The organism is Enterobacter sp. WI-ESBL-E8 (assembly GCF_053364895.1).
Window position 1 is genome coordinate 3,669,121 of the sequence record NZ_JBRWXJ010000001.1, and the last position, 16,294, is coordinate 3,685,414.

General features: G+C 55.8%; 17 protein-coding genes. 4 read left to right on the forward strand and 13 right to left on the reverse strand.

From position 1 onward, the window contains the following. Positions 1 to 40: 40 nt before the first annotated feature. The 5 genes from iscA to trmJ all read right to left on the reverse strand — a co-directional run bounded on the left by iscA (position 41) and on the right by trmJ (position 3,569). The gene (iscA, locus tag ACWHWP_RS17315) at positions 41 to 364 is read right to left on the reverse strand and encodes an iron-sulfur cluster assembly protein IscA (protein WP_003860659.1); all 324 of its coding nucleotides are present in this window, start codon (positions 362 to 364) and stop codon (positions 41 to 43) included. A 13-nt stretch (positions 365 to 377) separates the two neighbouring features. Then, positions 378 to 764, reverse strand: coding sequence for a Fe-S cluster assembly scaffold IscU (iscU, locus tag ACWHWP_RS17320; protein WP_003860661.1), 387 nt, complete (start codon positions 762 to 764; stop codon positions 378 to 380). Positions 765 to 788: 24 nt separating this feature from the next. Continuing rightward, a complete protein-coding gene (gene iscS, locus ACWHWP_RS17325; protein ID WP_008502157.1) occupies positions 789 to 2,003 on the reverse strand; it encodes a cysteine desulfurase in 1,215 nt (404 codons plus the stop codon). A 119-nt stretch (positions 2,004 to 2,122) separates the two neighbouring features. Continuing rightward, a complete protein-coding gene (iscR, locus tag ACWHWP_RS17330) occupies positions 2,123 to 2,614 on the reverse strand; it encodes a Fe-S cluster assembly transcriptional regulator IscR (protein WP_024908641.1) in 492 nt (163 codons plus the stop codon). A 229-nt stretch (positions 2,615 to 2,843) separates the two neighbouring features. Further along, positions 2,844 to 3,569 carry a tRNA (cytosine(32)/uridine(32)-2'-O)-methyltransferase TrmJ gene (trmJ, locus tag ACWHWP_RS17335; protein ID WP_024908640.1) on the reverse strand — a complete coding sequence of 242 codons (726 nt, stop codon included), beginning with the start codon at positions 3,567 to 3,569 and terminating at the stop codon, positions 2,844 to 2,846. 131 nt (positions 3,570 to 3,700) lie between these two features. On the opposite strand from trmJ, the gene suhB reads away from it, so the two are divergent. Beyond that, complete coding sequence (suhB, locus tag ACWHWP_RS17340; protein WP_003860668.1) at positions 3,701 to 4,504, forward strand: inositol-1-monophosphatase; 804 nt, start codon at positions 3,701 to 3,703, stop codon at positions 4,502 to 4,504. Positions 4,505 to 4,563: 59 nt separating this feature from the next. On the opposite strand, the gene ACWHWP_RS17345 is transcribed toward suhB, so the two are convergent. Continuing rightward, the gene (locus ACWHWP_RS17345; protein WP_063957716.1) at positions 4,564 to 5,544 is read right to left on the reverse strand and encodes a nickel/cobalt transporter; all 981 of its coding nucleotides are present in this window, start codon (positions 5,542 to 5,544) and stop codon (positions 4,564 to 4,566) included. Beyond that, positions 5,535 to 6,173 carry a DUF1007 family protein gene (locus ACWHWP_RS17350; RefSeq protein WP_059312336.1) on the reverse strand — a complete coding sequence of 213 codons (639 nt, stop codon included), beginning with the start codon at positions 6,171 to 6,173 and terminating at the stop codon, positions 5,535 to 5,537. Before ACWHWP_RS17350 ends, ACWHWP_RS17345 begins: the two co-directional genes overlap by 10 nt. Positions 6,174 to 6,298: 125 nt before the next feature. Between ACWHWP_RS17350 and csiE the strand changes: the two genes are divergently transcribed. Further along, on the forward strand, positions 6,299 to 7,576 hold the full coding sequence (gene csiE / locus ACWHWP_RS17355; protein WP_059312337.1) for a stationary phase inducible protein CsiE: 1,278 nt from the start codon (positions 6,299 to 6,301) through the stop codon (positions 7,574 to 7,576). Here the strand turns inward: csiE and ACWHWP_RS17360 are convergent. After that, complete coding sequence (locus ACWHWP_RS17360; protein ID WP_047346769.1) at positions 7,571 to 8,716, reverse strand: 3-phenylpropionate MFS transporter; 1,146 nt, start codon at positions 8,714 to 8,716, stop codon at positions 7,571 to 7,573. The two genes, csiE and ACWHWP_RS17360, sit on opposite strands and share 6 nt — an antisense overlap. 173 nt (positions 8,717 to 8,889) lie before the next feature. Here ACWHWP_RS17360 and ACWHWP_RS17365 point away from each other — a divergent pair, with 173 nt between their 5' ends. After that, positions 8,890 to 9,312, forward strand: coding sequence for a DoxX family protein (locus ACWHWP_RS17365; RefSeq protein WP_059312339.1), 423 nt, complete (start codon positions 8,890 to 8,892; stop codon positions 9,310 to 9,312). A gap of 54 nt (positions 9,313 to 9,366) precedes the next feature. On the opposite strand, the gene glyA is transcribed toward ACWHWP_RS17365, so the two are convergent. Then, the gene (gene glyA, locus ACWHWP_RS17370; RefSeq protein WP_008502165.1) at positions 9,367 to 10,620 is read right to left on the reverse strand and encodes a serine hydroxymethyltransferase; all 1,254 of its coding nucleotides are present in this window, start codon (positions 10,618 to 10,620) and stop codon (positions 9,367 to 9,369) included. 304 nt (positions 10,621 to 10,924) lie between these two features. Between glyA and hmpA the strand changes: the two genes are divergently transcribed. Continuing rightward, positions 10,925 to 12,115 carry an NO-inducible flavohemoprotein gene (hmpA, locus tag ACWHWP_RS17375; RefSeq protein WP_447856076.1) on the forward strand — a complete coding sequence of 397 codons (1,191 nt, stop codon included), beginning with the start codon at positions 10,925 to 10,927 and terminating at the stop codon, positions 12,113 to 12,115. A gap of 81 nt (positions 12,116 to 12,196) precedes the next feature. On the opposite strand, the gene glnB is transcribed toward hmpA, so the two are convergent. The 4 genes from glnB to qseE all read right to left on the reverse strand — a co-directional run bounded on the left by glnB (position 12,197) and on the right by qseE (position 16,106). Continuing rightward, complete coding sequence (gene glnB / locus ACWHWP_RS17380) at positions 12,197 to 12,535, reverse strand: nitrogen regulatory protein P-II (protein WP_003860685.1); 339 nt, start codon at positions 12,533 to 12,535, stop codon at positions 12,197 to 12,199. An 80-nt stretch (positions 12,536 to 12,615) separates the two neighbouring features. Beyond that, a complete protein-coding gene (gene glrR, locus ACWHWP_RS17385) occupies positions 12,616 to 13,953 on the reverse strand; it encodes a two-component system response regulator GlrR (RefSeq protein ID WP_047346771.1) in 1,338 nt (445 codons plus the stop codon). Then, entirely contained in the window at positions 13,940 to 14,677 is a 738-nt protein-coding gene (gene qseG, locus ACWHWP_RS17390; protein ID WP_447856077.1) for a two-component system QseEF-associated lipoprotein QseG, read from the reverse strand. The genes glrR and qseG overlap by 14 nt, the downstream gene beginning before the upstream one ends. 1 nt (position 14,678) lies before the next feature. After that, complete coding sequence (qseE, locus tag ACWHWP_RS17395) at positions 14,679 to 16,106, reverse strand: two component system sensor histidine kinase QseE/GlrK (RefSeq protein WP_123138615.1); 1,428 nt, start codon at positions 16,104 to 16,106, stop codon at positions 14,679 to 14,681. Positions 16,107 to 16,294 lie beyond the last annotated feature (188 nt).

Consider the following 16,294-nt stretch of genomic DNA (forward strand, 5'->3'; position numbering starts at 1 on the left):
CGCGTGACAAAGCCACGGTGGGGTTTCGGATGACGCGCGGTTAAACGTGGAAGCTTTCGCCGCAACCACACTCGTCTTTGACGTTCGGGTTCGTGAATTTGAACCCTTCGTTCAGGCCTTCTTTCACGAAGTCCAGCTGAGTGCCGTTGAGGAATTGCAGGCTTTTGCCATCGACCACCACCTTCACGCCTTTGTCTTCAAACACGGTGTCGTCAGACGCCGGCTCATCAACAAACTCCAGTACGTAAGCCATACCAGAACAGCCGGAGGTACGTACGCCCAGTCGCAGGCCAAAGCCTTTACCACGGTTCGCCAGAAAAGAGCTTACTCGCGCGGCAGCGCTGTCGCTAAGGGTAATCGACATACTCAAACCTCAATTATTTTGCTTCACGTTTGCTTTTGTAATCCGCAATGGCGGCTTTGATCGCGTCTTCTGCCAGAATGGAACAGTGAATTTTCACCGGTGGCAGTTCGAGTTCTTCAGCAATATCCGTGTTCTTGATTGCCTGTGCTTCGTCCAGAGACTTGCCCTTCACCCATTCGGTAACCAGGGAGCTGGACGCAATAGCAGAACCGCAGCCGTAGGTCTTGAAGCGCGCGTCTTCAATGATACCTTCATTGTTGACTTTAATCTGCAACTTCATCACGTCGCCACACGCCGGTGCACCGACCATGCCGCTACCGACAGATTCGTCGCTGTTGTCAAAAGAGCCAACGTTGCGCGGGTTTTCGTAATGATCGATGACTTTTTCGCTGTATGCCATGATTGAATTCTCCTTATGTACCGATTAGTGATGTGACCATTCAATGCTGTTCAGATCCACGCCCTGCTTAAACATTTCCCACAGTGGAGAAAGGTCGCGCAGACGGCCGATGGAGTTGCGAACCAGCTTGATGGTGTAGTCAATCTCTTCTTCGGTAGTGAAACGACCTAAAGAGAAACGGATAGAGCTGTGTGCCAGCTCGTCAGTCATACCCAGCGCGCGCAGCACGTAGGATGGCTCAAGGCTTGCAGACGTACAGGCAGAACCGGAAGAAACCGCCAGGTCTTTCAGGGCCATGATCAGCGATTCGCCTTCAACATAGTTGAAGCTGACGTTGAGGATGTTCGGCGCGCCCTGCTCGAGATCGCCGTTCAGATACACTTCTTCCATATCCTTCACGCCGTCCCACAGACGGTTACGCAGCGTGCGCAGGCGTGCCATCTCGGTTTCCATCTCTTCTTTTGCAATGCGGTAAGCTTCGCCCATGCCCACGATCTGGTGAACAGGCAGCGTACCGGAACGCATACCGCGCTCGTGACCGCCACCGTGCATCTGTGCTTCGATGCGGATACGCGGTTTACGACGAACGTACAGCGCGCCGATGCCTTTCGGTCCATAGATTTTGTGGCCGGAGAAGGACATCAGATCCACTTTCAGCTGGCTCAGGTCGATAGGCAGTTTGCCCACGCTCTGGGTCGCATCCACGTGGTAGATGATGCCGCGCGCGCGGCACATTTCGCCGATGGTCGCGATGTCCTGTACCACGCCGATTTCGTTGTTGACGTGCATGATGGAAACCAGAATGGTGTCATCACGCATGGCCGCTTCGAGCTCTTTGAGGTCAATAATACCGTTGCTCTGTGGCGCGAGATAGGTCACTTCGTACCCTTCGCGCTCCAGCTGACGACAGGTGTCCAGCACGGCTTTGTGTTCGGTTTTGCTGGTGATGATGTGCTTGCCTTTTTTCTGATAAAAGTTGGCTGCACCTTTGATCGCCAGGTTGTCGGATTCGGTCGCACCGGAGGTGAAAACAATCTCACGCGGGTCGGCACCCACCAGGTCAGCAATCTGATTACGGGCGATATCGACCGCCTCTTCAGCATGCCAGCCAAAACGGTGTGAACGGGAAGCTGGGTTACCAAAGTTTCCGTCCAGGGTCAGACACTGCATCATTTTCTCGGCAACACGCGGGTCCACCGGCGTGGTTGCGGAGTAATCGAGATAAATCGGTAATTTCATTGCTCTATAAACTCCGTACATCGCTTCAATGCAAGGAATCAGGCAACCGGCTGGATGTACGACCGAGTACGCGGGGCGAGTTCTCGCCCCGGCCTGATTCTGAAATACTTATCTTTTTATTACGCGCGCAGTTTGACGTCGATAGCGTCCTGCGCGCGGGTGCTGCGTTGGGAATCCTGGCTGTGCTGACGGCCTGATACATCCAGAACTTCCTGGTTATTCACCAGCTCACCGAGGGTGATGTTGTTCAGGAAGCCGGTCAGACGGTCGCTCAGATCGCGCCACAGCGCGTGGGTCAGGCATTTATCGCCGCCCTGACAGCCGCCTTTACCCTGGCAACGGGTCGCGTCAACGGATTCGTCAACTGCGCTAATCACTTCGCCAACTGCAATACTGCCCGCGTCTTTACCCAGCAGATAGCCGCCGCCTGGGCCACGAACGCTGGAAACCAGTCCATTTTTACGCAGTCTGGAGAACAGCTGTTCCAGATAAGAGAGGGAGATCCCTTGTCGTTCAGAAATATCAGCCAACGGAACCGGGCCCGCTTCGGAGTTGAGCGCAACGTCCAGCATCGCGGTCACGGCATAACGCCCTTTAGATGTCAGTCTCATGTCTTACTTAACCTCAAACTCGCCCCTGCCCGGGGTTTTTTATAGTAAAATGGGGTATTGCATAGCAGGGCCAAGTCTGACATTCCTGACTAAAATGGTCAACTATTTACTTGACTGTTTTAGTCAGGTATTTAACCTTCTGTGCCGTTTTTGTCGGGTGGCGCTGCGCTTACCCGACCTACGGTTTTGTAGGCCGGGTAGCGCAGCGCCACCCGGCGAACAGACAACGCTACTCTTTATTCTTCTGTTCAATCGACGCCAGGATCCCGCGCAGGATGTTCAGCTCCTGGCTTTCCGGACGCGCGCGGGTGAACATACGGCGCAGCTTGTTCATCACCTGTCCCGGGTGACCTTCGCGGATAAAGCCGGTTGAGAGCAGCGTCTGCTCCAGATGGCCATAAAAGCGCTCCAGATCGTCTACCAGCGGGTAGGCCGTCTCTTCTTTAGGTTCTACCTCTTTCTCCTGCGTCGCCAGCCAAGCCATACGCACTTCATAGGCGATCACCTGCACCGCCATCGCCAGGTTCAGCGAGCTGTATTCCGGGTTCGCCGCAATCGCCACGTGATAATGGCATTTCTGCAGCTCGTCGTTGGTCAAGCCAACGCGCTCGCGCCCAAACACCAGCGCAACCGGTGCCTGTTCAGCCTCAGAGACACTTTTCAGGCCGCATTCACGCGGATCGAGCATTGGCCACGGCAGCGTACGCGAACGCGCGCTGGTTCCCACCACCAGGCTGCAACCGGCCAGAGCTTCGTCAAGGGTGTCTACGATCTGTGCATTGCCGATCACGTCGCTGGCGCCGGCCGCCAGAGCAATAGCCTGCGAATCGGGTTTTACCAGCGGGTTGACCAGCCAGAGATTCGTTAAGCCCATGGTTTTCATAGCGCGGGCCACGGAGCCCATGTTGCCGGTATGCGATGTTTCGACCAGCACGATTCGAATGTTTTGCAGCATAATTTTTAATGTCTGAATTCAGTGTCTGAAGAATATTCCGGCATATTATCATAAACGGGAGACATAATCCGATCCCGCTGCTATACTCTGCGCCGATTTTCCTGTTCTTTAACATCCAGTGAGAGAGACCGATGCATCCGATGCTGACCATCGCCGTGCGCGCAGCGCGCAAGGCGGGTAATGTAATTGCCAAACACTACGAAACGCCAGACTCCGTAGAAACCAGCCAGAAAGGCAGCAATGATTTCGTGACTAACGTCGATAAAGCCGCAGAAGCGATTATTATCGAAACGATCCGCAAATCTTACCCGCAGCACACCATCATCACCGAAGAAAGCGGTGAACATGAAGGTACCGATCAGGATGTTCAATGGGTTATCGATCCACTGGATGGCACCACCAACTTCGTCAAACGCCTGCCACACTTCTCTGTGTCTATCGCAGTACGCATCAAAGGCCGTACTGAAGTCGCCGTTGTTTACGATCCAATGCGTAACGAACTGTTCACCGCTACCCGCGGTCAGGGCGCACAGCTGAACGGCTACCGTCTGCGCTGCAGCAATGCACGCGATCTGGACGGCACCATCCTGGCGACCGGTTTCCCGTTCAAGGCGAAACAGCACGCGACCACGTATATGAATATCCTGGGCAAACTGTTTACCGAATGCGCCGACTTCCGCCGCACCGGTTCTGCTGCGCTGGATCTGGCCTATGTGGCAACCGGCCGCGTTGACGGTTACTTCGAACTGTCACTGAAGCCATGGGATTTTGCAGCGGGCGAGCTGATCGCGCGTGAAGCAGGTGCGATCGTATGTGATTTCACCGGCGGCCATAACTACATGTCTACCGGCAACATCGTTGCGGGTAACCCACGCGTTGTTAAAGCCATGCTGGCAAACATGCGTGATGAACTGAGCGATGCGCTGAAGCGTTAATCCAGTTTGTTAAGCCCGGTGGCGCTACGCTTACCGGGCCTACAAAATCCCTCAGTACGCTAGAAAGGCCGCAATCCCCTTCCCACCGGCACCGCACTCATCCACATTGTCACCGCCGCTACCAGCAGAATCACACCGCCCGCCAGCGCGAGCGTTGTCCAGCCAACCTGCCGCCACAGCACCGGCGTTTTATTGCCGCTGAGTTTGACCGCCAGCTGACGGAAACTGTGAACCAGCAGAGCCAGAGACGAAATCGTCAATGACGTTCCCGCCGCCATGGCCAACGCAGACAGCATTCCCCAGCCAAACACGCCGATCACTTTACTAAACAGCAGCACCATGATTGCCCCCGAACACGGGCGCATCCCCATTGAGAGAACGATCATCATCCGCGCGCGCCAGTCGTCGCCACTCTGTAATTGCGCCTGCGTTGGCAGATGCTGATGCCCGCAGCCGCAGTTTTCATCATGAACGTGGTGCGGCGTGAAGGTTTTGAATGTCGGTTTTTGCAGCAGCACGCGCAGCTTTTTAAGCGCCCGCCAGCAGAGGATCAGCCCCAGCACGCCTACCAGCGCGTAACTTCCCTTCTCCAGCCAGAAGCTGCTCACGTGCAGCTGGCGAGCCGGAAGCTGCAAAAGTGACAGCACAACAACGACCAGCGCAATCGCCACGCCCCCCTGAAGCAGCGAAGAGGCCAGCGTCAGGCCGATACTCGATTTCAGCTTTGACGGGTGAGTGGCGAGCCAGGTCGTGATGACGATTTTGCCGTGCCCCGGCCCCAGCGCGTGCAGAACGCCATAGATAAAACTGAACGCCAGCAGGGAACCGCCCGCTTTCGTCGGGTTATCAGCCACCGCTTTCAGTAACCCGCTCATCTGCTGGTTAACCTCACGCTGCCAGATAATGCTTTTCATCATCACCTGCGGCCAGGCCTGCCACAGCCACAGCGCGCCGCAAACCGCGAACAGCAAAAAGAGCGCCAGCGGCCAGAGGTGCAGCCAGCGGCGCGGTTTTCGAACTGGCGAAGCGATCACTGACATTGTAGCGTTACCTCCTGCGCGAACTGTTTACCCAACTCCATGTCCTCAGGCGGTGCATCTTCCTTGTCGAGAGAGACCGCAAAGTTCAGCGTCTCTTCGCTGGGCTTCGGCGTATGCACCGCGAGCTTGCAGCTTTTTTGCAGGGCGGTCGGCAGCGTCACGTCACTCTCCTTTGCGTAACGCATATCAACGTAGTAGGTGGGATCAAACGTGGAAAAGGTGTACTTCTGGCCTGCCAGCGGCTGGGGATGCGCCAGCGGAAGGACAAACGTCAGCACCGCCTGATGCCCGTCACGCGTCATGCCGTATTCCGTGGGACGGTTCAGAAATTTGACCTTTTGCCCGTTATGCCAGAATTCCGTGAAGTAGTGCTGCCCGAGCACGTTAGCCATCACTTCCGCCGCCAGCTTTTTCCAGATTTCATCGCCGGGCTTCGCATTTCCCGCATCATAGAGCAGGTCAGCCGAGGTGATTTCATCCATCGTCCAGCGCATTTTCAGGCCGCTCAGCTGCGTGCCGTCGGTGACCAGCTCGGTTTTGAGGTCAATAAAGCTGTGAGGGTGTGCGCTGGCAGTGAAGCCGATCGCCGCCAAAAATAACGCCATCGCACTTTGTTTAACTATTTGCATCAATTCCTCACGTCAAAAATTCTGTGATGTTCCCCAGCAATCCTGAATGAAAGGCCTGCCGGCGCGCTTTTCAGCGCCCATCCTTTAGCTATTCTTATCAAACATTCACACTGGATACCCGACAGATGATGACGACGCTTGAAATTCCATCTGTGCTTTCCAGTTCGCAGCGCCGCTGCCAGGTGCTTTTAATGCTTTACCTGCCCGATGCTGCCGTCACCGCACAGAGCATAATCGCTGCCAACGGCGTGGACGACGCGATGGCACGGCAAGATATAGCCGAGACGCGCGATGAAATCCAGCGCTATCACCGGCTGGATATCGTCACGCACCACGACGGCTGCTACCGGATTGAAGGCACCGCCCTGAATCAGCGTTTATGCCTGCTGCACTGGCTGCGCCGGGCGCTGCGGCTTTGTCCGCAGTTTGTCTCACTCCAGTTTACTCCCGCATTAAAAACCGCGCTTAAACAGCACGGTATCGCGCGGCCGCTTTACGACGATGCGAACCTGCGGGCGCTGATCGGCTTCTGCTCGCGTAAGCTCCAGCGCCAGTTTGAATGCCGCGACGTCCAGTTTTTACAGCTCTATCTGCAATACTGTCTTATTCAACACCAGATGGGGAATACCCCGCAGTTTTCCCATACTCAGCGCAGCTGGACCCAGTCGAGAGGGGAGTATTTTACGGCGCAGGAGATCGTGCGCCACTGGAAACGGCGCGTCCCGCAGGGTGCTCACGGGGATGAACAGCTTTTTCTGGCGCTGCTGTTTATGATGCTCCGCACGCCCGATCCGGTGCTCGATAAACACCAGCAGGACCAACGCTTGCGCCGGGCCATCGTGCGCATGGTGGCGCGTTTTCGCTCGCAGACCGGGATGAACTTCAGCGATGAGCAAGGGCTGACCGATCAGCTCTATATCCATCTTGCTCAGGCGCTGGACCGCTCGCTGTTTGAGATCGGCATCGACAATAGCCTGCCGGAGGAGATCCATCGTCTCTATCCCCGGCTGTTACGCACCACGAAGGAAGCGCTGTTTGAGCTGGAAGCGGAATTTGGGCTGCGCTTTTCCGATGAGGAGATGAGCCTTGTCGCGGTAATTTTCGGTGCCTGGCTGATGCAGGAGACCGATCTGCACGAAAAGCAGGTGATTCTGCTGACGGGGGACGATAAAGCCAGTGAGGATCTGATTGAACAGCAGCTTCGCGAGCTGACGCTGCTGCCGCTCAACATTCGCTACCTGACGCTGCAGGCTTTCCAGAAAGAGGGGGCACCGCGCGAAGCCGCGCTGGTTATCACCCCCTACCCTACTGCCCTGCCGCTGTTCTCGCCGCCGTTGATTCATGCCGTTGAGACACTGAACGCGCAGCAGCAAGAACATATTCGCGCCATGCTGGAATCATAGCGATGCGCGAGCGGCCACTTTAGGGCGCACAACGATTGCGGGTAAAGCGACCAGCGCCATCACCCAGAAGACGCCGTGCCCCAGGTGCTGATAGAGGAACCCCGCAAAGACCGTCATGATCGCAATACTGCCTCCCATTGCGACCGCCGAATACACCGCCTGCAGACGAATAACGTCCCCGCCTTCGCGCGCAGCGATATAGCGCATCGCCGCCAGATGACACACGGTAAACGTGCCGCAGTGAAGAATTTGCGCCAAAATCAGCCACGGCAGATCGGTCGTCCAGCCCATAATGCCCCAGCGCGCCACGCCGCACACGGCGGAAAGAAGCAGCAGGTCACGCGCGCCAAAGCGACGGAATAGCTTTTTGCTCAGAGCGAATATAACGACTTCGGCCACTACCCCCAGGGACCACAGGTAGCCAACGGCAGAAGCAGAATATCCCGCCCCCTGCCAGTAGATGGCGCTGAACCCATAGTACGCCGCGTGTGCCCCCTGAAGCAGACAAACACACGCCAGAAAACGCCAGCTTTGTGCAACCAGGCTCCGCCAGGCGGGCCAGCCTGCACTCTCCTGATGGCGGCTTTCCCCTTGCGGCATTATCGACGGCCGCAGCAGCATGCCCAGAAGCATAGAGGCAATACCGATGCTTAACAGGGCAAGAATGGCGCGGTAATCGTAAAGGCTGACCAGTTTACCCACCAGAGCAGAGCCAATCACAAACGCAATAGAGCCCCACAGGCGCACGCGACCGTAGTCCATGGTGATCTGCTTTTGCCAGGTGTTCGCCAGCGCATCCGTCAGCGGCACCAGCGGTGAGAAGAACAGGTTAAAGCCAACCATCACCACCATCAGCCAGGCAAACTGGTGGCTGACCCAGAAGCAGGCCACAAAGACCAGCGTCAGCAGCGCAAGAATGCGCACGGCCTTGATCAGTAAGGAGGGATCGCTGACGCGCGGGGCAATCAGCAGGCTGCCGAGGAAACGCGCCACCAGCCCGGCCCCCAGCAGGACACCAATGGTCTCAGGAGTCAGGCCGATACCCTTGAGCCAGACGCTCCAGAAAGGCAGAAAAATACCGTAGCTAAAGAAATAGGTGAAATAACTGAGCGCCAGCCAGCGCGTGGAATGCAAGACCATGAATCCCTCCCGAAATCGAGGCCATAGTCTGGCGAGAATATAAAAATTAAGCAAGTCGATAGCCTGCTATAAATTAACGAAAAATTAACATATTGTGCAGTCGTCTGGCTTATGGCAGGGAATGGAAATGTGTATTACGTTTAAATTACTCCACTTGCAGAGGTATTTCTGCCATGAACTCACTTCGTTATCTCGATTTTGGTCAGTCGCGTCACCTGCTGCTGTTGATTGGTCGCATCGCGCTTGTCGTGCTGTTTATTATCTTTGGTTATCCAAAACTGACGGGGTTTAGCGGCACCGTACAATATATGACGTCGCTGGGCACGCCGATGCCCATGCTGGCGGCCATTATCGCGGTGGTGATGGAAGTGCCTGCCGCCATTCTGATCGTGCTGGGCTTTTTCACCCGCCCTATCGCGGTACTGTTTGTGTTCTACACGCTGGGCACGGCGGTAATTGGTCATCACTACTGGGATATGACCGGCGACGCGGTCGTACCGAATATGATCAACTTCTACAAGAATATCAGTATTGCGGGTGCCTTTATTTTACTGGCAATCGTGGGCCCCGGCGCCATTTCCCTGGACCGGCGTTAAGCCATAAAAAAAGGCCGCAAGCGCGGCCTTTTTTATTTCTGTACAGCAGAGGAATTATGCGTATACCGGGAAGCGTGCGCAGATATCCAGAACTTTACCTTTAACGCGCTCGATAACCGCTTCGTCATTGATGTTGTCCAGAACGTCACACATCCAGCCAGCCAGCTCTTTCACTTCCGCTTCTTTAAAGCCGCGGCGAGTCACGGCCGGAGAACCGATACGGATGCCGGACGTCACAAACGGGCTCTTCGGATCGTTTGGCACGCTGTTTTTGTTCACGGTGATGTTGGCACGGCCCAGGGCAGCGTCAGCTTCTTTACCGGTCAGGTTCTTATCAACCAGATCCAGCAGGAACAGGTGGTTTTCAGTCCCGCCAGACACCACTTTGTAGCCGCGGTTCAGGAACACTTCCACCATCGCTTTGGCGTTTTTGGCAACCTGCTGCTGGTAAACTTTGAACTCTGGCTCCATCGCTTCTTTCAGTGCTACCGCTTTTGCCGCGATAACGTGCATCAGCGGGCCGCCCTGCGCGCTTGGGAACACGGCGGAGTTCAGTTTTTTGTACAGCTCTTCATCACCGCCTTTCGCCAGGATCAGGCCACCGCGTGGACCCGCCAGGGTTTTGTGGGTGGTAGTGGTCACAACGTGAGCGTGTGGAACCGGGTTCGGGTAAACGCCTGCGGCAATCAGACCGGCAACGTGCGCCATGTCGACGAACAGATAAGCGCCGATGCTGTCTGCGATTTCACGCATTTTTGCCCAGTCAACGATACCGGAATAAGCAGAGAAACCACCGATGATCATCTTCGGCTTGTGCTCTTTGGCCTGCTTAGCCATGTCTTCGTAGTCAATTTTGCCGGACTCATCAATACCGTAAGGGATGATGTTGTACAGTTTGCCGGAGAAGTTAACCGGGGAGCCGTGAGTCAGGTGGCCGCCCTGCGCCAGGTTCATACCCAGAACGGTATCGCCCGGCTGCAGCAGCGCGGTGTAGACCGCGAAGTTAGCCTGAGAGCCAGAGTGCGGCTGGACGTTCGCATAGTCAGCGCCAAAGAGTTCTTTCGCACGGTCGATAGCCAGTTGCTCAACGATATCAACGTACTCGCAACCGCCGTAATAGCGCTTGCCCGGGTAACCTTCAGCATATTTGTTAGTCAGCTGAGAACCCTGCGCCTGCATAACGCGCGGGCTGGTGTAGTTTTCGGAGGCGATCAGTTCGATGTGCTCTTCCTGACGTACTTTTTCCTGCTCCATAGCCTGCCACAGTTCGGCATCATAATCGGCAATGTTCATTTCACGCTTTAACATCCGCATCTCCTGACTCAGCTAACAAGTAAAATTTTGGCCTGAAAAGGCAGTCCTGTTGGACGACGGGCAACAGTATAACTGATTAGTTCTGTGATAACAGGTCTTGACAAACGATTTTACGCAAACGTTTTCCTTCGCGCCACGCAAGGGTTTGAGGAATAAAGCCCTCGCCCTTTTCAGCGGATTTCTTTTCAGGTTTGTGATGCATATTTTTCATCTTGCAAAGATCCATTTACAAAGCAGGGGTATTTTTATAAGATGCATCTAAAATACATCATTAAGATCACATCGTAAGGAAGCTGCTATGCTCGACGCTCAAACCATCGCTACCGTTAAAGCCACTATTCCCCTGCTGGTGGAAACCGGTCCTAAACTCACCGCCCATTTCTACGATCGCATGTTCATGCACAACCCGGAGCTCAAAGAGATTTTCAACATGAGCAACCAGCGTAACGGCGATCAGCGCGAAGCCCTGTTCAACGCTATCGCGGCCTACGCCAGCAATATTGAGAACCTGGCAGCGCTGCTGCCTGCGGTGGAGAAAATTGCGCAGAAACATACCAGCTTCCAGATCAAACCCGAGCAGTACAACATTGTGGGCGCTCACCTGCTGGCAACGCTGGACGAAATGTTTAGCCCGGGTCAAGAGGTTCTGGACGCGTGGGGCAAAGCCTACGGCGTGCTCGCAAACGTATTTATCAACCGTGAAGCACAGATCTACAGCGAAAACGCCGGCAAGAAAGGTGGCTGGGCAGGAACCCGCGCGTTCCGCATCGTTGAGAAAACGCCGCGCAGCTCTTTAATCACCAGCTTCGAATTTGAACCGGTGGACGGTCAGCCGGTGGCCGATTATCAGCCAGGGCAGTATCTGGGCGTATGGCTTAAGCCTGAAGGTTTCCCGCACCAGGAGATCCGCCAGTATTCCCTCACCCGCAAGCCAAACGGCAAAGGCTATCGCATTGCGGTGAAGCGCGAGGACGGCGGTCAGGTATCCACCTGGCTGCACAACGAAGCTAGCGTAGGCGATGTGGTTCATCTGGCCGCGCCTGCGGGCGATTTCTTTATGACCGTTGACGGCAATACGCCAGTGACGCTGATCTCTGCGGGTGTCGGTCAAACGCCAATGCTGGCGATGCTCGATACGCTGGCAAAAGCAAACCACGACGCCCAGGTAAACTGGTTCCACGCCGCCGAGAACGGTGATGTCCATGCCTTCGCTGATGAAGTGAAAACGCTCGGGGCGTCCCTACCGCGTTTCACTGCGCACACCTGGTATCGCCTGCCGACGAAGGCGGACCGCGCAGCCGCTCGCTTTGACAGCGAAGGGCTGATGAATTTAAGCCAGCATGAAGCCGCGTTTAGCGCGCCGGATATGCAGTTCTACGTCTGTGGGCCGGTGGCGTTTATGCAGTATGCCGCGAAGCAGCTGGTCGAGCTGGGCGTGAATAAAGACAACATTCATTACGAATGTTTTGGGCCGCATAAGGTGCTGTAATGAAAAAGCCCCTCGTTCGAGGGGCTTTTTTTTGCCGGGTGGCGGCTGCGCCTTACCCGGCCTACAAAACCGTTGGCAATGTTAAATCGCGGCGTCGTCTTCTTCACCGGTACGGATACGGATCACGCGCGCCACGTCAAAGACGAAGATTTTACCGTCGCCGATTTTGCCCGTCTGCGCCGTGCGGATAATGGTATCCACACAGGTGTCCACGATATCGTCGCTCACCACGATTTCAATTTTGACTTTCGGCAGAAAGTCCACCATGTACTCTGCGCCACGGTAAAGCTCGGTGTGGCCTTTCTGACGACCAAAACCTTTCACTTCCGTCACGGTCATCCCGGTGATGCCGACTTCCGCCAGCGCTTCGCGCACGTCATCCAGTTTGAAAGGTTTAATAATCGCATCAATCTTTTTCATGGTGGGTCCTTAAACTCTTGCCTGTAAGCTGCCTCGTAATCGATTGCTCACAGTATCATATTCAATCGAATTTTGCGGTACTACTCTTTAAAATCGTTGGCTTCAAGCTCGTGACGCGACAGCAGCTTGTAGAACTCGGTGCGGTTACGTCCGGCCATGCGCGCCGCGTGGGTCACGTTGCCTTTGGTTATCTGCAATAGCTTGCGCAGATAGTTAAGCTCGAATTGATTCCGCGCTTCGGCAAACGTCGGCAGCGCCGTGTTTTCCCCTTCCAGCGCCTGCTCCACCAGCGCGTCGCTGATCACCGGTGAGGACGTCAGCGCCACGCACTGCTCAATCACGTTGACCAGCTGACGCACGTTACCCGGCCAGCTTGCCGTCATCAGTCGTTTCATCGCATCAGTGGAAAACGCGCGCACGAACGGTTTATGACGATCGGCCGCCTGGCGCAAAAGATGGTTCGCCAGCAGCGGAATGTCTTCCGCACGCTCGGCCAGCGCCGGGATCTTCAGGTTCACGACGTTCAGGCGGTAGTAGAGATCTTCGCGAAACTCGTTGCGGGCCATCACTTTCGGCAGGTCGCGGTGCGTTGCCGAAATAATACGCACGTTAATATCGATGTCGCGGTTACTGCCCAGCGGGCGGACTTTTCGCTCCTGCAATACGCGCAGCAGTTTAACCTGCAGCGGCGCAGGCATGTCGCCAATCTCGTCGAGGAACAGCGTGCCCCCTTCCGCGGCCTGGAACAGCCCTTCCCGGCTGCTTACCGCGCCGGTGAAGGCGCCGCGGGCATGTCCAAACAGTTCAGATTCGAGCAGCTGTTCCGGCAGCGCGCCGCAGTTGATGGCAATAAAGGCGTTTTTGCTGCGCGGGCTAGCGTTGTGAATAGCCTGCGCCAGGATCTCTTTCCCGGTTCCGCTCTGGCCGTTGATGAGCACGCTGACGTCAGACTGTGCCACCATCCGGGCCTGTTCGAGCAAACGCAGCATAATGGGGCTGCGGGTGACGATAGACTCCCGCCACGCTTCATCCCCCGCCGGGGCGGCATGTTCCAGCGCGCTGTCGATTGCCTTATAAAGCGCGTCTTTGTCCACCGGCTTGGTCAGGAAGCTAAATACTCCCTGCTGGGTCGCCGCAACCGCATCCGGAATTGAGCCGTGCGCCGTGAGGATAATCACGGGCATACCCGGCTGCTGCTTCTGGATCTCCGCGAACAGCTGCAGGCCATCCATTTCGTCCATCCGCAGGTCGCTTATCACCAGATCGATTTTCTCGCGGCTGAGGATCTTCAGCCCTTCCAGCCCGCTTTCAGCGGTTACGACGCTGTAGCCTTCACTCACCAGACGCATCCCCAGCAGCTTTAACAGCCCGGGATCGTCATCCACCAGTAACAGATGGGCAGGTTTACGGCTCGTCATGCTTTACATCCTCTTGTTTCGGCGTATCGCTGTCCGGTGCTGCGGATGAACTCCCCGACTGATATTTACGCGACGAGAGCTGTCTTTCGATATCGGTCAGGTTTTCCAGCTTACGCGTCGTGGTATCCAGCTGCGTACGCAAATGCTGTTGCTGCTGACGCAGCGTATCAAGCTCGCTGTCGGTGGACTGTTGCAGCTTGCTGTAGCGAGAGCGCTCTTCGGACAGCTGTAGCTGTAATGTCTGCCCATCACGCCAGAGCTGGTATACCGGGCGAACCTGTACCGGAAGATTGACCACAAACGTGTCCAGTCGGGTCACGCTGGCGCGGCGTTCAACGGGGGTAATTTTTGCATCTGCCAGTAAAATGCCGCGCTTGAAAGCGTCCTGCCAGGTGTCGTCATCCAGCATCGCCGCTTTCGAGCGGGCGTCTACTGGCGCAAGACGCTGAGCGCAGTCTATTCCACGCAGCCAGAACAGCGGGTTGCTTTCGACGTCATGTCCTGACAGGTTCCAGATATCGTCACAGCGGGTTGAGAGGAAATCTGCCAGCTGATTATCGGGCCATTTATCTTCCTGTTTGCTGCCGATCGCACTTTGCGGCACGTGGGAAACGCAGCCTGCCAGAAATAAACACGGCAGACCCAGGCGAAACGTGTTGCGGGAAAACACCGCGCGTACGGCGCGGAAAAAGACGTGTGACATACTCACCAGATATAGATTCATTTTATTGGTTTTTCCGGCTCAGGGGCAGTTCGATACGGAAGCAAACGTCTGAACGTTCGTCCGTGGCAATATTTAGCTCGCCCTGCATGCGTCGAATACAGTCCCGGGCGATGCTTAAGCCAAGACCGCTTCCTTTAACCGCACCTTTCCGCTGATGACTGCCCTGAAAAAAGGGTTCGAAGATCATCGCTTTTTCGTCATCGGGGATCGGGGTGCCGGTGTTTGCGACGTCAATAAACACCCGTGAACCATTCGTATAGCTTCGGATATAAATGTTACCGGATTCAGTACCATAGTGCACCGCATTGGAGTAAAGATTATCCAGAACGCTCATCAGCAGCATGGGTTCTGCCAGGCACGCTGGCGCATTCAGTTCAACACCGGTATGCATCATTTTAGCTCTTGCCGGCAAGCTATGGGCGGAGATCACCATATCCACCAGCGGTTCAATCTCGACGTCCTCCAGTACAACCGCCCCGTCAGCCAGCTTGCGGTTGTAATCCAGCAGTTGCTCAATCAGCTTTTGCAGATTGCGGCTGCTGTTATCCAGGATCTCGACGATTTCTTTCTGTTCTGACGTAAGCGGGCCTGCCACTTCGTCCGCCAGCAGCTCCGTCCCTTCACGCATGCTGGCCAGCGGCGTTTTAAGCTCATGAGAGATATGGCGCAGGAACTGATGGCGCTGAGATTCGAGCCACGCCAGGCGTTCGGACAGCCAGATAATGCGCTGGCCGACGGAGCGCAGCTCGCGCGGTCCTTTAAAAGCGACCGTATCGCCGAGTGATTTCCCTTCCCCCAGGCGGTTGATCATCCGCTGAATACCCTTCACCGGGCCGATGATCATGCGGGTAAAGAGCACGACCAGCCCAAGGCTCACCAGGAACAGCACCAGCGCCTGCCAGCCGAAGAACTGGCCGCGCTCGGCAATCTCCTGCTGAAGCTGCTGGCCGCGAGAGAAAATCACCGTGCGCGTTGACTGCACCATCTCGGTGTTGGCGCTGGCAAAGGCCTCAAGGCGCGCGGCGGCGGCGGCATCCGGCCCGCTATTGTGGCACTGCAGCTGCGCAAGATCGTTTAAATCCTGACGTAACGCCTGATACAGTTTGTCGTCAGGCAGTACCCCCGCGTGAGCGTCCAGCATTTCGCTGTAGCGTTTACGCTGGCTCTGATAAACCTTTTCCAGCGTCCGATCGTCAAGCACGCAATACTGGCGATAGCTTCGCTCCATCTCCAGCGCGGCGTTGGTCATCGCCTCACTGCGTCTGGCATCTATAAGCGTCGTGCGGTTGGTCAATGCCGCCTGAGCACTCAGCGCGTTCAAACTTTGCCACGCCTGCCAGGCAAGGATCAGTAACGGCAGCAGGATCAGCAGGAAGGCCATCATGACGAGCTGTCGCAGGGAGCGGGGGAAAACGGGCCAGCGTTTCAACGCATTACTCTCTTAATGGGGGTTTACGCAGAGCGTAACTGAGTCTGCCCTTCAGATACAACAAAGCCGGGTAAAAACCCGGCTTTGTCATGGAATGAGGCGGTGCCTAACTCGACGTTTCGCCCTGGCCTGATAAAGCATCGCTATGATCAGTAGTTGGACGGCAGGCACCTTTTTGTGCGTCATTC

Excerpts from the sequence above, each read along its gene's own strand:
- iscA (WP_003860659.1), bottom strand. The coding sequence starts at position 364 with ATGTCGATTACCCTTAGCGACAGCGCTGCCGCGCGAGTAAGCTCTTTT.
- iscU (WP_003860661.1), bottom strand. The coding sequence starts at position 764 with ATGGCATACAGCGAAAAAGTCATCGATCATTACGAAAACCCGCGCAAC.
- iscS (WP_008502157.1), bottom strand. The coding sequence starts at position 2,003 with ATGAAATTACCGATTTATCTCGATTACTCCGCAACCACGCCGGTGGAC.
- iscR (WP_024908641.1), bottom strand. The coding sequence starts at position 2,614 with ATGAGACTGACATCTAAAGGGCGTTATGCCGTGACCGCGATGCTGGAC.
- trmJ (WP_024908640.1), bottom strand. The coding sequence starts at position 3,569 with ATGCTGCAAAACATTCGAATCGTGCTGGTCGAAACATCGCATACCGGC.
- suhB (WP_003860668.1), top strand. The coding sequence starts at position 3,701 with ATGCATCCGATGCTGACCATCGCCGTGCGCGCAGCGCGCAAGGCGGGT.
- ACWHWP_RS17345 (WP_063957716.1), bottom strand. The coding sequence starts at position 5,544 with ATGTCAGTGATCGCTTCGCCAGTTCGAAAACCGCGCCGCTGGCTGCAC.
- ACWHWP_RS17350 (WP_059312336.1), bottom strand. The coding sequence starts at position 6,173 with ATGCAAATAGTTAAACAAAGTGCGATGGCGTTATTTTTGGCGGCGATC.
- csiE (WP_059312337.1), top strand. The coding sequence starts at position 6,299 with ATGATGACGACGCTTGAAATTCCATCTGTGCTTTCCAGTTCGCAGCGC.
- ACWHWP_RS17360 (WP_047346769.1), bottom strand. The coding sequence starts at position 8,716 with ATGGTCTTGCATTCCACGCGCTGGCTGGCGCTCAGTTATTTCACCTAT.
- ACWHWP_RS17365 (WP_059312339.1), top strand. The coding sequence starts at position 8,890 with ATGAACTCACTTCGTTATCTCGATTTTGGTCAGTCGCGTCACCTGCTG.
- glyA (WP_008502165.1), bottom strand. The coding sequence starts at position 10,620 with ATGTTAAAGCGTGAAATGAACATTGCCGATTATGATGCCGAACTGTGG.
- hmpA (WP_447856076.1), top strand. The coding sequence starts at position 10,925 with ATGCTCGACGCTCAAACCATCGCTACCGTTAAAGCCACTATTCCCCTG.
- glnB (WP_003860685.1), bottom strand. The coding sequence starts at position 12,535 with ATGAAAAAGATTGATGCGATTATTAAACCTTTCAAACTGGATGACGTG.
- glrR (WP_047346771.1), bottom strand. The coding sequence starts at position 13,953 with ATGACGAGCCGTAAACCTGCCCATCTGTTACTGGTGGATGACGATCCC.
- qseG (WP_447856077.1), bottom strand. The coding sequence starts at position 14,677 with ATGAATCTATATCTGGTGAGTATGTCACACGTCTTTTTCCGCGCCGTA.